This window comes from Alteromonas antoniana, from assembly GCF_019249295.1.
In the GTDB taxonomy this organism is placed as follows: domain Bacteria; phylum Pseudomonadota; class Gammaproteobacteria; order Enterobacterales; family Alteromonadaceae; genus Alteromonas; species Alteromonas antoniana.
Window position 1 is genome coordinate 26,416 of the sequence record NZ_JAESDH010000024.1, and the last position, 14,306, is coordinate 40,721.

Genomic DNA, 14,306 nt, shown 5'->3' on the forward strand with positions numbered 1-14,306 from the left:
TACAGGAAAGCAGCATGCAAAACCTGTGGGCAGACACGCTGCGCCACTCATTACATAAATAGCGTTTGGGAGGTTTGGGCGAATGCCTGAGACTTTATTGGTGGTTTATTGCCTCTGGTGGCAATCTGACGTCAATAAATTCTGTATAACATCCCTGTTACTACAGCTTTTTATTATTTTTACTAGTTCACCCAGTAGTATAGTACCTGTTCATACAATTGGCTAAAAATTGACTTTGATAATTTTTCACCAGCAAGTTGACTTAATGTTTAATTGCTTTAAATAAGACATCCCCCCAAACTGGCATAGCCGCTTTAGATAACTAGTATATGCTCTCAGAGATTCGCCTCTTTCTATATATAAAGTTGATGCGATGGGCGATAAAATGGGTTATGAAGATAAGTTTGAGCCAATTTTATATAGTAAAGTTGCCCCATTAGGCAGCACTAAAGAGAAATCTAGACCTTTAGATACGTGGGTATCATTAATCGAATCATCGCGAACCTTAAGTTACTTCGTAACTGTAGACACCAATAGTTTGTATTACATTGTGTTCTCATCGCCAGACAATTCACCTGATTCCGAAAGTGACTGTACCTCAGCAATATCATGTAATTGGTTTGTATCAAAGTATGTGTACATTGAGGTAAAGATTAAATGTATAGTCCTGACCTAAATACAAAAGATTAGGTTCAAATCCCGCCAGCTCCACCAAATGATTAAAGGCTCGCCATAAGGCGGGCCTTTTTTATTTGTAGTATCCAACCTGAGGCACTTCGCGATAACACTCCCGCTTTTCCAAAGCGGACTTAATATAACTTGCAGGTTGTCATATTGCCGAAGAATGATGCATTGCCATTCTGTCAGTGGTGTTAAACACAGTAAAAAATGTCAGTAATTTTTACACACCATCAACCAAGATTATAAAAACTCCATAAAAACAAACAATTATAAAACGGATCACTAATTGCTTATGACAACTTAGTTGTAGATGTAGATCCAAACAGGACTTTTATGAAAACCCTTCTTTCCACTTTTGCTCTTAGTATTGCGCTAAGCGCCCCAGCCTCTGCGGCACTCATCGCTGAATACAATTTTGATGACAAAACAGCTGAAAACGCCGTTAGTGCTGTATATGATTTGAACTCACAAGGAAGTGCTGCAGACTTCTCTGACAGCGCCTTCTATTCAGATGGAATTTCCTCTAACTACCTGAGCGTCTCCGGACCAGGTGGCATGACAGACTGGACTGTTTCTTTGTGGGTAAATACTTCGGTTTCTGAGCAAGGTGAATTCAAAGGCATTTTCAGCAATATGAATGACCCTCAGAGCGACTGGTCGTGGCAAATTGACAGTCACAACGGCGATTACCGTTTGCTGTCAAAGCAAAATGACAATTCCCCCGTTAGCCTGGGCACATCAGTTAACGGAATGTGGCAGCACATTTTTGTGCAGAAGTTCGGTGGAAACGATGCCCGTTTGTATTTCAACGGAACCTTTGTAGAGAATACTGGCTTTAACCCCGGAGGTCTTCAAAATTTCCGCGTGGGAATCAACAGAAGCTCTAATAGCAGCTACGAAGGGTATATCGACAATATTCAGATTTGGGATGACAGCACAGTAAGTGCTTCTCAAATTTATTCGAATGGCGTAGGAGTGAACGCGGTTCCTGCCCCAACTTCGGTGGCATTGTTAGGTTTGGCCCTTATCGGCATGGGCGCATACCGCAGAAAAGCCAAGTAGTAGCTCTGTTAAAAAGCCCTGCACGTCGCAGGGCTTTTTATTGTCTCAGGGTCTTAACTAACACACGCGCTGTTATAAAGCGCTGTTCTTGCAGCATCACTACAAACTCGCCACCTGATTCCGTCCATTCCCTTTAGCTTTATACAGGGCCTTATCTGCTTGTGTTACCAGCTCGCTCAACGTAAGAGAGGGACGGCAAAGCTGGGTAGACACACCGACACTGACTGTAAGCGTATCGCTGGTAGGCGACGAGGCAAACGCGATGTTCAGCTGCGCAATTGCCTGCATAATGTCGCTGGCAACATGTTTCGCCTGCTCGCTATCGGTATCGGGTAGAATAATTGCGAACTCTTCCCCACCGTATCGTGCAGCAAGATCATCGCTGCGCTTACAGCAACTTTCCAGTGCTCGCGCTACCCGGCGCAACGCCTCATCGCCCACGGCATGGCCGAACGTGTCGTTAAAATCTTTGAAATGATCAACATCTACCATCAGCAGACTAACTGGCTTGAGTTCACGACATCCGCGCTGAATCGCTTTATCCAGACTTTCATCGAACAAGCGTCGATTGGCTATTCCGGTAAGGCCATCAGAGTTAGCCAGGTGCGCCAATTGCTGATTTGCCTCTTCCAACGCACTTTTCATCTGATGCAGCGACAACCGGTTTGCGACATTTTCCAGTGAATTGCTTAGCATCTCACCTATTAGTTTTAGGTAACGAATATCGTAATCGCGCCATTGGTAGGGGCTACCTATAATATCGCAGCCTACAAAGCCAAACAGTTCGTCACTGATATGCACGGCTACACACAGCACTGCCTGAATGCGCTCGCGCGTGAACTCAGCCTTTTCCAGTGAGGCTTCTTCCGGTAAATCCCTGACATCATCGATTTTAAACACATGCTGTTGTTTAATCGCGTTTTCGAAATACGGCAGGTCTGACATGCTCACATTCTGCAGTTCGTCTTTGTAGGGCTCTACCCCGGCCGCCACCCATTCGTGAGTATTGTCCATCGCGCTTTTATTATCAGAAAACTGGAACAAATAACAGCGATCGACACCACAAAACTCACCAAATGCACCGAGACTGCGCTCAATAAGGGTGTCCAGATTTTCTGTATTTACATTAATGAGTTGCGAAGATATGCCGGAAAGCACTCGGCTAAATGCGAGGTGATTGGCCAGCGGCGAGTTATCTGTCTGAAGAATACTGACGTCGTTATCCTGAACACTTCGGATGTGCAGCACCACCCAGGCCACGCCCTTTATTTCAAGGCGCTGACCGGTAATTGCACAATTGAGGTTCCTGGCATTGCTGTTTACGCGCACAGTCAGCTCGGTGGGCTTTCTTCCTGTGCAACTAATGAACGGGTGAACATCGCCTTTTAGTGCTTGTCGCGATTGTGCATCGAAAAACTGTACACTGCTTATAAAGCCTTCTTCGTCTTGCGTAGCACCAAAGAGGGTCAGGCAAGCGGGATTTGCATAAATATCACCGGTATCCACCCGTTGACACAGCAAACTCACTGGTAACTGATTAAGCATTTCCCTGCACTCTATGTCACTCAATGGCAATTCCTTCGACACTCAACAAAGTCACAATTACCTTAACATTAACTGCAGAAAAGCTTAATAGCCATGTCCGGCGTTCATTTTTCTGAATTGTCATTGGCTGACTGTGTCTTTCTGCTTTTACACACTTCGAATAGCTTGCTGTGCTACCTCGCATTTGTCTTCTAATTACACCGTACACGCAAAAAACTAAACCCTAAACACGCATAGACGTATCTACCCCACCGAAACCGACGAAATAAAGCAGGGAGCAGCATGGCAATAAGTCGAATATCAGCGTTGCTGGATACGCTACAAAAGGATATTGACGGAGACTCAGTCTCGGTCGGCGAAGTCGTAAAAACCTTCAGGCAACGCGGGTTTGGACCACTTTTGCTTATCCCCTCCCTTATTGCTTTATTCCCGACCGGCGCGATCCCAGGAGTGCCTAGCATCTGTGGTATCACGCTGTTTTTGGTTTGCATACAGATTGCGGTGGGCAGTGAGCATCCCTGGTTACCCAAGAAGCTAAAAAACCGTGCAATCTCTCACGATAAGCTGGATGCAGCCATTGAACGTTCACGTCCTTACGTAAAGAAGGTGGAGAATTTACTCTCGCCACGCATCGAGTGGCTCTCAGACTATCCATTTACCCGTGTTATTGCGATATACAGTGGCGTGTTTGCTCTAGCCATGATCCCTTTAGAGGCCATGCCATTTGCAGCTGCGCTTCCTGCCTTTGCTATTGCCCTGACGGCAGTGGGTCTCACCAGTCGCGATGGACTTTTTATTCTGGCAGGCATTCTGTCACAGGCGGGAACCGGGTATTTGTTAATGCGCGTAATTTGACTCGCTCAGGTACCTTTCCCTGATGCTAACCGGTAAAGCGTCTCCCACTCTTTGTCTTCAACCGGCATTATCGACAGTCGCCCTCCTTTTTTAACCAGACCTATTTCAGTGATATCCGGCTGCGCCTTAATCGTTTGTAAACTTAAGATTTGATTAAATTTTTCTACGAACTTCACATCAACCCGAAACCACCGTGGCGACGCCGTGGTGGCTTTTGGATCGTAGTAATCAGAGTCAGGATCAAACTGTGTCGAATCCGGATAGCCCGCTTTGACTACCTCTGCCACTCCCGCTATACCGACATTTTTGCAACTTGAATGATAAATAAACACGTTGTCGCCTACGGCAACATCGTCGCGTAAAAAATTACGGGCCTGATAGTTTCTCACCCCATCCCAGGGCTCAGTCTGGTCAGGTCGGTTTTGTAGGTGATCGATCCCGAATACATCGGGCTCTGTTTTGAAAAGCCAGTGCCTCATATTTCTGTTTGCCTCGAACTCGTAAAGTAAAAATGATAAAAACGCCGCACTCAGTCGGCGTGACTGTGGGCAGTATCCAGACAATGCACCTGAGTTGCGCCTGTATTTTCCTGCACAATTGTAGCGTAGTGAGCCTGCGCCACCTTGAGATTTATCGATTTCAACATTACATATATCTGAAACAAGCTTAAAGAGACATTTTCATGAGCAGTGCAACACATGTCGTTTGTCCTTCCTGTAACGCCATTAACAGCGTTCCCTCAGCCCGCCTTAAAGATGGGCCTAATTGTGGTAAATGTCAGAGCAAGCTATTACCTGGCTCGCCCATTACGCTTGATGATGGTTCTTTTCATCGTTTCATCAGCAAAAGCGACCTGCCTGTTATCGTGGATTTCTGGGCTCCCTGGTGTGGCCCCTGCAAAGCGATGGCACCGGCATTTGAACAAGCTGCGGCGACACTGACCCCAGACTGTATTCTTGTGAAAGTGAATACCGAAGAGGCCAGAAACACTGCGACGCAGTATGGCATTCGAAGTATTCCCACCCTGATCAAATTCAAAAAAGGTCAGGAGATATCAAGGCAGGCAGGCGCAATGCCTCTTCAGTCAATTCTTCGGTGGGCTGAAAGCTGACCACCAGCGAAAAGCCGCACTACATTAAAATATGTAGTCGTGGCTGCAGCGGGGTATCTCCGTCACAGCAGTCGATGCTATAATGTGGGGTTAACACTGTTACCGTACTGAGAATTATGCAAGCCACCATTAAGGCCGATCGCGGCCTCTTTTCCTATCCTAAATACTGGCCGCACTGCTTAGGCACTGCGCCATTTTTACCCATGTCTAAGGAAGAGATGGATGCGCTTGGCTGGGACAGCTGTGATGTCATTCTGGTTACCGGCGATGCGTACGTCGACCACCCCAGTTTCGGGATGGCCGTTATCGGGCGAGTATTGGAAGCGCATGGCTTTCGGGTGGGCATTATTTCCCAGCCTGACTGGACCAGTAAAGACGACTTCATGAAGCTGGGCAAACCCAATCTGTACTTTGGGGTGACCGCAGGCAACATGGACTCGATGATCAACCGCTACACCGCGGACAAGAAATTGCGACATGACGATGCCTACACGCCAGGTAATGTCGGCGGTAAACGTCCTGACCGCGCAGTCACAGTATATTCTCAGCGCTGCCGTGAAGCCTTTAAAGGCGTGCCTGTTATTGTTGGTGGTATTGAAGCCAGCCTGCGTCGTATTGCTCATTACGATTACTGGAGTGAAAAAGTCCGTCGCTCGGTACTTTTCGATTCCAAAGCCGATATGTTGTTTTTTGGTAATGCGGAGCGCCCGTTAGTCGAGGTAACCCACCGTCTGGCAGCCGGTGACAATATTGCCGATATCACCGACGTGCGCGGAACGGCCATCATTGTCAAAGAGGCACTTCCTGAATGGCAGGGTGTGGATTCCACTTCATTAGACCGTCCAGGTAAAATAGACGCCATCGCCAGCCCTTATCAGATGGAGCCTGAATGCGACAGCCAGGAAAAAGGTAATCCGGAAGCGACAGAGTCGGCGCCGATTGTCGTGCAACCAGCCACACGTCGTAAGCCGTGGGAAAATGTGTACGTGAAACTTCCGGCTTATGAGACGGTAAAAGACAATAAAGTACTGTACGCTCATACGTCACGTATCCTTCACCAGGAAACCAATCCGGGCTGTGCCCGTGCTCTGATGCAGCGCCACGGAGACCGCCATATCTGGATTAATCCCCCGGCCATGCCGCTGGAAACCGAAGAAATGGATGCCGTTTTTGACCTGCCTTATCAGCGCATTCCCCATCCGGTTTACGGTGATGCGAAAATTCCGGCGTATGACATGATCCGCTTCAGCGTGAATATCATGCGAGGCTGTTATGGTGGCTGTACCTTCTGCTCAATTACCGAGCATGAAGGTCGCATTATTCAAAGCCGCTCTGAAGATTCGATTATTCGTGAAATTGAACAGATCCGGGATACCGTACCGGGATTCACCGGCGTGATTTCAGACTTAGGTGGCCCTACCGCGAACATGTACCGGTTACGCTGTAAAAGCCCTAAAGCAGAAGCAACCTGCCGTCGCCCATCATGCGTGTACCCCAGTATTTGTGCGCACATGGATACCGATCATAAACCGACTATCGATTTGTACCGCCGCGCACGGAACCTGCCCGGCATTAAAAAGATCCTCATTGCCTCAGGCGTTCGTTACGACCTGGCAGTGGAAGATCCGGAATACGTAAAAGAGCTGGCACTGCATCACGTCGGCGGCTATTTGAAAATTGCGCCTGAGCATACCGAAGAGGGCCCGCTTTCTAAGATGATGAAGCCTGGTATGGGCAGCTATTATCAGTTTAAAGAACTGTTCGACAAGTACTCTCAGGAAGCCGGCAAGAAGCAATATCTTATCCCTTACTTTATTGCCTCGCATCCCGGAACGACCGATGAAGACATGCTGAGCCTGGCTATCTGGCTAAAAGAAAATAAATTTAAGCTAGATCAGGTACAGAATTTCTATCCGTCGCCAATGGCGACTGCCACAACGATGTACCACACCGAAGTGGACTCATCGAAGAAAGTGAAGAAAGACAGCGAGCACGTGCCGTCAGCAAAAGGCGAAATACATCGCCGACTGCACAAAGCCATGCTGCGCTACCACGATCCGAAAAACTTTGCGCAAATTCGTGGGGCTCTGGTCAAAATGGGTCGGGAAGATTTAATTGGTCGCGGCCCGCAGCACCTGGTGCCACCGGAAACTACCGATGAAAAACGTCAGAAGGCACAAAAAGCAAGACGTGGAGAAAGAGCGCTAAGCAAGCACACAGGCTTGCCGCCTAATTTTCAAAGTCGAGGTAAAAACCGCAGCAAAAACGCCGGTAACTCAGCAACGGGTAAAAATACATCCGGTAGTGCCACTTCACCGTCGGGACGTAAAGGGCAAAAGCCAGCACGTGCGCCGAAAGGAAATGTCACAGCAAAGCGTTAATGACGCTTTGCTGACTCCGGCTCTAGTGGCACTGTATTGTTTTTGCTGTGCCATTTAAACACCACAAATACCAGAGGTTCATCGCCGGTGTTTTTCACACCGTGCTCATCCCAGGGTGAGGCATAAAGCATGTCGCCAGTGGATGCTTTGAATGTCTCGCCTTTTACGCTCCACTCCCCTTCTCCCTGTGTAATTACCAGATACTCTTCATCCGCATGAACATGGGGAGGATGGATTTCGTACCCAGGCTGGATAACTGCCATGCCGGTTAAGGTTTTTTCCACGCCGTAAGACTCACCGGTAAAGTAACTGTAAAACACCCAACCCTCACCTTTGTCCGCGACGGTATCTGCACGCGTTACCACGCTGGTATCAATTTGCTGAGCTGTTGCTACCGTAGCCACTAGCCCGGAGCAAAGCAAAAAGAGTATCGATTTCACTTTCATGGCGTTATATTCCTCATTCACTCGTACACGTGTAAAAGCGCTGTATAACTTACAGCACGCAGATAACCTGCCAGATAACCAGCCGGCTATTCCATTACGGAATTCATTAACCGGTTTGTGTTTGAAAGTCATGACTGACGACAATCTGGCTAAGCGTATATGCCCGGTATAGTGCCCACATTGCAAAGATGAATAAAGGGATATTCAGCTGCAGTGCCGCCAGCGACAGCGCATTCGCCCCATGCACCAAAACGTATACCAGCAGCAAAGTCAGTACTGCAAAGCCCGCTATTGTTAACCACAATATCTTGCCACTGCGTTTGAATGCCACTGATACCACTACGTTTAACACCATCAGCGCCCAGAAAACCGCAATTAACGAGAATTCGGAGACCAGACTGACAGTGGCTGTAAGAGCAAGACTGCTTACACTTCCCCAAACCATGGCGTACCACAATCGCGTGAGCGTGGGCGGATTCGCCTTTTTTGCCAGCCAGATTTCCATACCGCTGATACACAACACGGTTAGCATGATCCCCAGCACGAAATACAGTAGCTTACTGGGTACGCCGGCAAAATCACCAAAGTGCAGACGATACAGCGAATAGACCAGTTGTTTGCCCCAATGGCCATCCTGATACCCCGCGGTGCCCAGGAATTCGCCCTGTGAGTCAAACCGGTAGTTTTCTGAGTAAATCATTTTTCCGGGCGCTTTCGCGTAGATTTCAATAAACTGCTGCGGGCTGCCCCGCTCATGAACGGTGAGAAAAATCAGTTCATGCTCAGGGGCAAGGCTGTCCATTTGCGCGATGGTTTTACCGATTTCAGGTGTCACCACCTCCTGCGCTAACTCAGGATCAGGCGTAAATATTTTTGCAACAGCCGCATCGCGGTCCCCATCAAAATAAAGCTGCGAAACCAGCACCACAATAAGGCCTGCCATACCGAAGTACGCGCCGGTAACGCCGATAATTAAATGAAACGGTGACGCCCAGAGCCCAAAACGGTTATGCAAATCGATTTTATATTGCTGCCGGTTGCCTTTTCGGCGCAGCACAAAGGCATCCTTCTTAATGCGCTTATGCGCCACAATCCCCGTTACCACCAATGTACAAATGATCGCCCCAAGCGCACTGACCAGGATCATGCCCCATGAATGTGGCAGGTTAAGGTACAGGTGCAGGTCAATAAGCATTTTGGTGAAAGGCGAACGTTCGGTCTCAAGCAACTGCCCGTCTTTATCTGCAAAATAGGCAATATCATCGTTTTCTACTACCAGTCGCGGAATACCAGAGGTTGGAAAAACGACAAACTCGTGGTCCGTGCTTTGCGGATGCCGGGCGCGAAATGCGGCCATGGCGTTGTCGACCGTTTTCGCATCAATATCGGTCATTTCCGGAATACCGGGTTGTTCCCAGCGTTCGAATTCCTGATGAAAGACGGCAAGAGTGCCGGACACACACACCATAAAGAGCAGAAAACTGAGAAACACACCTGCCCAGCTGTGTGCGTTCAACGCTGACTGTTTGGTTGTCTTGTTCATCGTTTATTTCAGTCCCGGAAGAAAAGTCAGTATAAGAAGACTCGCAGCGCTCAGTACAGCATAAATGATCACTGCCCGGCCTTTCGACGGCGTTGCAAGATAGTGATATGCCAGCAGTCCCCAGAGAAGTGGCAGTATCACTATGATCACGGCAAGTTGCCCTGCATCAGTGAAAGGCAGTCTGATGCCCACTGCGACAGACACCAGAAGACTGGTTGCCAGTAATCCTATCAGCACCACCAGAGCATGCCCAAGGTGTCGGACTGACAGCGCGAGACTAAACGCAACGCGTCTTGGCGCCGGGATATTCTTTGGCGCTGGCATTACCACCTGATGGCACGCAATAAAGGGCCAGACCAACAACGCCGGTGCGCATAACGCGTACACCGTACCGAATTCCCAACCCTGGCTGGTTGCCCAGGCAATACAAGACAAAATGAATAACATTAATCCCGAATAAAACCAGGCTGGCGCGTGAGTGCGCCAGCTCCTGTAAACGGTTGCAATTGCAGCGACAGATAAACCTGCCGCGATGCTTAGCGACAACATAGTTGCAGTCCCTTTTAGAAGGCGTAGGTCAGGCTGGCATTCACAGTACGACGGACCCCGGGAAAGCAGTCGCCGCGAGTCAGACAAGACGTAAGGTACTCTTTATCAGTGACGTTACGTACGTTGAGTTGCAGGTCCACCGCATCGTTCAGGCGATATGCCAGCATGAGATCTCCCAACGTATAGCTGTCTGTCTCATAGCGGATAGTCGCGTTCTCCGAAACGCTTTCACCTACATAACGGACCCCCGCGCCCATTCGAAATCCATCCAACGATTGCGGCTCCCAGTGTAGCCAAAGCGACGCATTACTGTCAGGTTGCCCTGCCAGCTCGAAGCCATTGGGATCTTCAGCATCCATGACGGATGCGGCGAACTGTGCAGACAGCTCCCCCATTTCAACACGACCTTCCAGTTCAACCCCCTCAATCGTTGACACGCCCTGCTGTTGCGAAGCTTCACTGGGCAGGCCATTGGGGTTTGGCAGATTCGATATTTCAATGTCATAGTAAGACAGAGTCAGATACCCAGGAACGTTGTTAAATGCGTATTTAATCCCGGCTTCGTACTGGCGGCCCTCTTCCGGTTTAAGCTGATTGTCGTTGGCATCAAGCCCAACCACGGTTTCGAAAGATTCGGCGTAGCTGACATAAGGTGACAGACCATTGTCAAATTGATATAGCAACCCGGCAGAATAGGATGTCTGACTGTCTTTTTGCGTTGCCGTGCCATTATCGTTATCGACACGATCATGGCGAAGCCCTAGCGTCATTCGCCAGTTGCCGTAAGAGATATGATCAGACAGGTAAAGCCCTGTATCTTTTACCGTCTGTTCAGGCTGGTCATTGTATATGGCATCGAACACGGCCTGATCAGGCGCACCAGTATATTCCGGGTTCGCCAGGTCAAGTATGTAGCGAAGATCGCCCTGTAGTGCGCCACCACCTAAGAAATACGCCGAGTTGGCGTCGGTATCCACATTCTGATACTGCACACCGGCAAGGACTTCGTGCTCAACGACGCCCGTTGCAAACAACTTGCTAAAGCGGACATCCAGCGCCGTTTGCTCAAAGGTATTGTCTGCCTGATAGAATGTGCGGGCAACATAGGTGTCGGTAGGTGCCACATCATCACCGAAATACGCATTTACATAGCGTGACGCACCAGTAAACGTTGGCCATGCCTGATGATAGTCTGCTTCACCGTCTCTCCACAGTGCTGTGAACGATACCGACGTAGTGTCATCAAAAATGTGCTCACCCAGCAACGTAACCTGATTTGATTTTGTGTCGAAACGGTTAAACCCGGGCTCACCAGCGTAGACATCCTGATCAGGCAAGTAACTGCCATCCTCTAAAGGTAGTAAGGTCCCTTCTACAGGAATAAACTGGGCAGCAGTATCACTTTCTGTATCCTGAAACAGGCCGATGACGGTTAGCGTAGTATCGTCGGTAGGCATATAAGACACTGACGGCATGTAAACCTGCGTATCGTCGGTGACATAGTCTACCTGTGAGTCGGCATCCCGGTAGATCCCCACAAACCGTCCCAGCCACTTTTCATCTGACGACAACGCGCCATTGACATCCAGATTTGCCTGCAGGCGATCATACGAACCATATTGAAGAACGGCTTCACTTCCCTTTCCGGCGACAGGAGTCTTCGACACATAGTTCATCAGCCCGCCCGGCGAGCCCTGCCCGTATAACACCGAGGCCGGACCTTTGAGAAGCTCAACCTGCTCCATGGTATACACTTCCGCGCGGGTTGAGTTATAACTGCCAAATAACTCCTGAATGGAGTCACGATATCTTGGAATACTCAATCCGCGCGACGAAACTGAATCTACGCGAGTTGCGTATCCGTAGGTTTCCCCCGTAACACCTGCCATATATGTTGCGGATTGGGACAGGTTCAGCGCCCCTTTTTGCTTAAGGTCGGTAACCGTTTCAATGGATATCGTTCGTGCAAGTTCAACAATGGGTGTGTTGGTCTTCGTTGCGCCAAATGGGCTTCGCTTTCCGACCACTTCCACTTTTTCAATAGAGGCTTCTTCCTCATTTACAGATTCCTGAGAAAAAGCCAGTGCGGGAAGTGCCATTGTGATAGCCAGTGAGAGTGCAGTTTTATTCATAACGTCCGATTTACTTCATTGATTCATTCATTGGCATAAAATATCAAAGATTCCTACCAATAGAAATGATAACGATTACTATTAAGATGATTATTTGAAGAAAAAGACGGTTTTTCTCTGTTCCTTGTAAACGGACTGAAGCTACGCTACATTTCTTAAACATTGTTTCACGAACAGCTTAACGCCAGCGCATTAATACCCGAAACATAAACGCTAGCGCCGATGTCGTTTCAACAAGAAAGTCTTATGATTAGAAGGCGAGCGATATGTCAGCGTGTTAGCAAACTGCGTTGCGGCATGGATATCGGAGATAAAAAAGGCTGATATCTAGAATATCAGCCTTTATATAAGATGATGCAGTGGCGGCGATTACGCTGCTTGTGTTTCCTCATCCTGCTCGACCACTTCGTGGCTTAACAAGTATTCAAACGCAGCCAGAGAAGCTTTAGCGCCCTCGCCCATTGAAATCACGATTTGCTTATAAGGCACAGTGGTAACGTCGCCGGCGGCAAAAATACCAGGCTCGGACGTATTACACTTACCATCAACCACGATTTCACCATACTTAGAAAGCTCTACCACGCCCTTCATGAACTGGCTGTTTGGCACCAGACCAATCTGCACAAATACACCGGCAAGTTCTTTAGTATGAACATCGTTGGTGGCACGATCCTGATACTCTATCGCGTTCACTTTACCATTTTCAGCCAGTATCTGACGCGTCGCGGCGTTTTTGATTATCGTAATGTTATCGCGCTTGTTAGCCTGATCAATCAGTACCTGGTCTGCCTTCAGTTCAGGCATAAACTCGAATACGGTGACTGACTTCACAATCCCTGCCAAATCCAGTGCCGCCTCGATTCCAGAGTTACCACCACCAATGACTGCTACATCTTTCCCTTTAAAGAAAGGTCCGTCACAGTGCGGGCAATATGCCACACCATTACCAACGTTTTCTTTCTCGCCGGGTACGCCGAGTTCTCTCCAGCGTGCGCCTGTCGCGACAACAATTGACCGAGTACGAATTTGCTCACCTGACGACAACGTGATCGTTTTCACATTGCCCTGCTCGATGTTTTCCACCCGAACATGCTCTTTGAGCGTGATGTCATAGTCTTTGACATGCTCCATCAGGTTACCTACCAACTCCGGGCCCGTTGTTTTTGGCACCGAAATCAGGTTTTCAATTCCCATGGTGTCTTTTACCTGACCACCAAAACGGTGAGCTACTACGGCAACTTTCAAGCCTTTACGGGCGCTATAAATTGCCGACGCTACGCCTGCTGGACCACCGCCAATCACGGTCACGTCCTGCATAGGAAGCGACTGACCTTTATTCGCTTCTTTCAGCGATGGATCGTGCTCCAATAACTTATCGATAAGTGTAGAAGCATCTACTTTACCGTTTGCGAACAGCTCGCCGTTCAGATAGACGCTCGGTACGCCCTGAATGTCGCGCTCTTCGACAAGATTCTGATACAGTCCACCGTCGATCATTTCCGCTTTAATATGCGGATTCAACAGTGCAAACTGGTTTACTGCCTGTACTACATCAGGACAGTTATGACAGCTGAGGCTGATGAACACTTCAAAGTGGAGGTCTTCTTTCACCCCTTTGATGATGCCTTTCAGACTATCGTCAATTTTCAACTCGGTACCTGAGGCATGCAGAATTGCCAGCACCATAGAGTTAAACTCGTGACCACCCGGAATACCGGAAAAGCGGATCCCAGTGTCTTCGCCGTCAGCTTCAAGTAAGAAACTGATTGCACTACGCAATTCGCCTTGCGTATCTCTTTCTTCCAACTGAACGTTATCGCTTACCCCAGCAATGTCGGACAGAAACTTCACCAGTTCGTCACGTTTGCTGTGTTCACCGGTTTGAACGACGAACGTTACGGTTTTCTGCATGGAAGCAAAATAGCCTTTTAATGCATTTAAAATATCTTGGTTTAACATGGTTACTCTGCCTTATCACTGAAAGTTGAGGTAGGGAGTGGC

At 48.5% G+C, this 14,306-nt stretch carries 11 protein-coding genes; 4 read left to right on the forward strand and 7 right to left on the reverse strand.

Annotated elements, in window-relative coordinates; all coding sequences use genetic code 11:
* Positions 1-1,014: 1,014 nt before the first annotated feature.
* Positions 1,015-1,743: a LamG-like jellyroll fold domain-containing protein gene (locus JKP77_RS17670; RefSeq protein WP_218312521.1), complete on the forward strand. Its 729-nt coding sequence runs from the start codon at positions 1,015-1,017 to the stop codon at positions 1,741-1,743.
* A 99-nt stretch (positions 1,744-1,842) separates the two neighbouring features.
* Here JKP77_RS17670 and JKP77_RS17675 read toward each other — a convergent pair whose 3' ends face one another.
* Positions 1,843-3,312 carry a sensor domain-containing diguanylate cyclase gene (locus JKP77_RS17675; protein WP_218312494.1) on the reverse strand — a complete coding sequence of 490 codons (1,470 nt, stop codon included), beginning with the start codon at positions 3,310-3,312 and terminating at the stop codon, positions 1,843-1,845.
* Between the two features lie 258 nt (positions 3,313-3,570).
* On the opposite strand from JKP77_RS17675, the gene JKP77_RS17680 reads away from it, so the two are divergent.
* A complete protein-coding gene (locus JKP77_RS17680) occupies positions 3,571-4,143 on the forward strand; it encodes an exopolysaccharide biosynthesis protein (RefSeq protein ID WP_218312495.1) in 573 nt (190 codons plus the stop codon).
* Positions 4,144-4,148: 5 nt separating this feature from the next.
* On the opposite strand, the gene JKP77_RS17685 is transcribed toward JKP77_RS17680, so the two are convergent.
* On the reverse strand, positions 4,149-4,622 hold the full coding sequence (locus JKP77_RS17685; protein ID WP_218312496.1) for an EVE domain-containing protein: 474 nt from the start codon (positions 4,620-4,622) through the stop codon (positions 4,149-4,151).
* Between the two features lie 203 nt (positions 4,623-4,825).
* Here JKP77_RS17685 and trxC point away from each other — a divergent pair, with 203 nt between their 5' ends.
* Together trxC and JKP77_RS17695 are read left to right on the forward strand one after the other, a co-directional pair.
* Positions 4,826-5,254 (forward strand): thioredoxin TrxC, encoded by a 429-nt coding sequence (gene trxC, locus JKP77_RS17690; protein WP_218312497.1) that lies wholly within the window; start codon positions 4,826-4,828, stop codon positions 5,252-5,254.
* 116 nt (positions 5,255-5,370) lie between these two features.
* Entirely contained in the window at positions 5,371-7,635 is a 2,265-nt protein-coding gene (locus JKP77_RS17695) for a YgiQ family radical SAM protein (protein ID WP_218312498.1), read from the forward strand.
* Here the strand turns inward: JKP77_RS17695 and JKP77_RS17700 are convergent.
* From JKP77_RS17700 to ahpF, 5 genes are all read right to left on the reverse strand, one after another.
* Entirely contained in the window at positions 7,632-8,081 is a 450-nt protein-coding gene (locus JKP77_RS17700; protein WP_218312499.1) for a cupin domain-containing protein, read from the reverse strand. The genes JKP77_RS17695 and JKP77_RS17700 overlap by 4 nt on opposite strands.
* A 106-nt stretch (positions 8,082-8,187) precedes the next feature.
* Positions 8,188-9,624 carry a PepSY-associated TM helix domain-containing protein gene (locus JKP77_RS17705; protein ID WP_218312500.1) on the reverse strand — a complete coding sequence of 479 codons (1,437 nt, stop codon included), beginning with the start codon at positions 9,622-9,624 and terminating at the stop codon, positions 8,188-8,190.
* Positions 9,625-9,627: 3 nt separating this feature from the next.
* On the reverse strand, positions 9,628-10,173 hold the full coding sequence (locus JKP77_RS17710; protein ID WP_218312501.1) for a hypothetical protein: 546 nt from the start codon (positions 10,171-10,173) through the stop codon (positions 9,628-9,630).
* Positions 10,174-10,187: 14 nt separating this feature from the next.
* Positions 10,188-12,305 (reverse strand): TonB-dependent siderophore receptor, encoded by a 2,118-nt coding sequence (locus JKP77_RS17715; RefSeq protein ID WP_218312502.1) that lies wholly within the window; start codon positions 12,303-12,305, stop codon positions 10,188-10,190.
* Between the two features lie 369 nt (positions 12,306-12,674).
* Positions 12,675-14,264, reverse strand: coding sequence for an alkyl hydroperoxide reductase subunit F (gene ahpF / locus JKP77_RS17720; RefSeq protein WP_218312503.1), 1,590 nt, complete (start codon positions 14,262-14,264; stop codon positions 12,675-12,677).
* Positions 14,265-14,306: the final 42 nt, after the last annotated feature.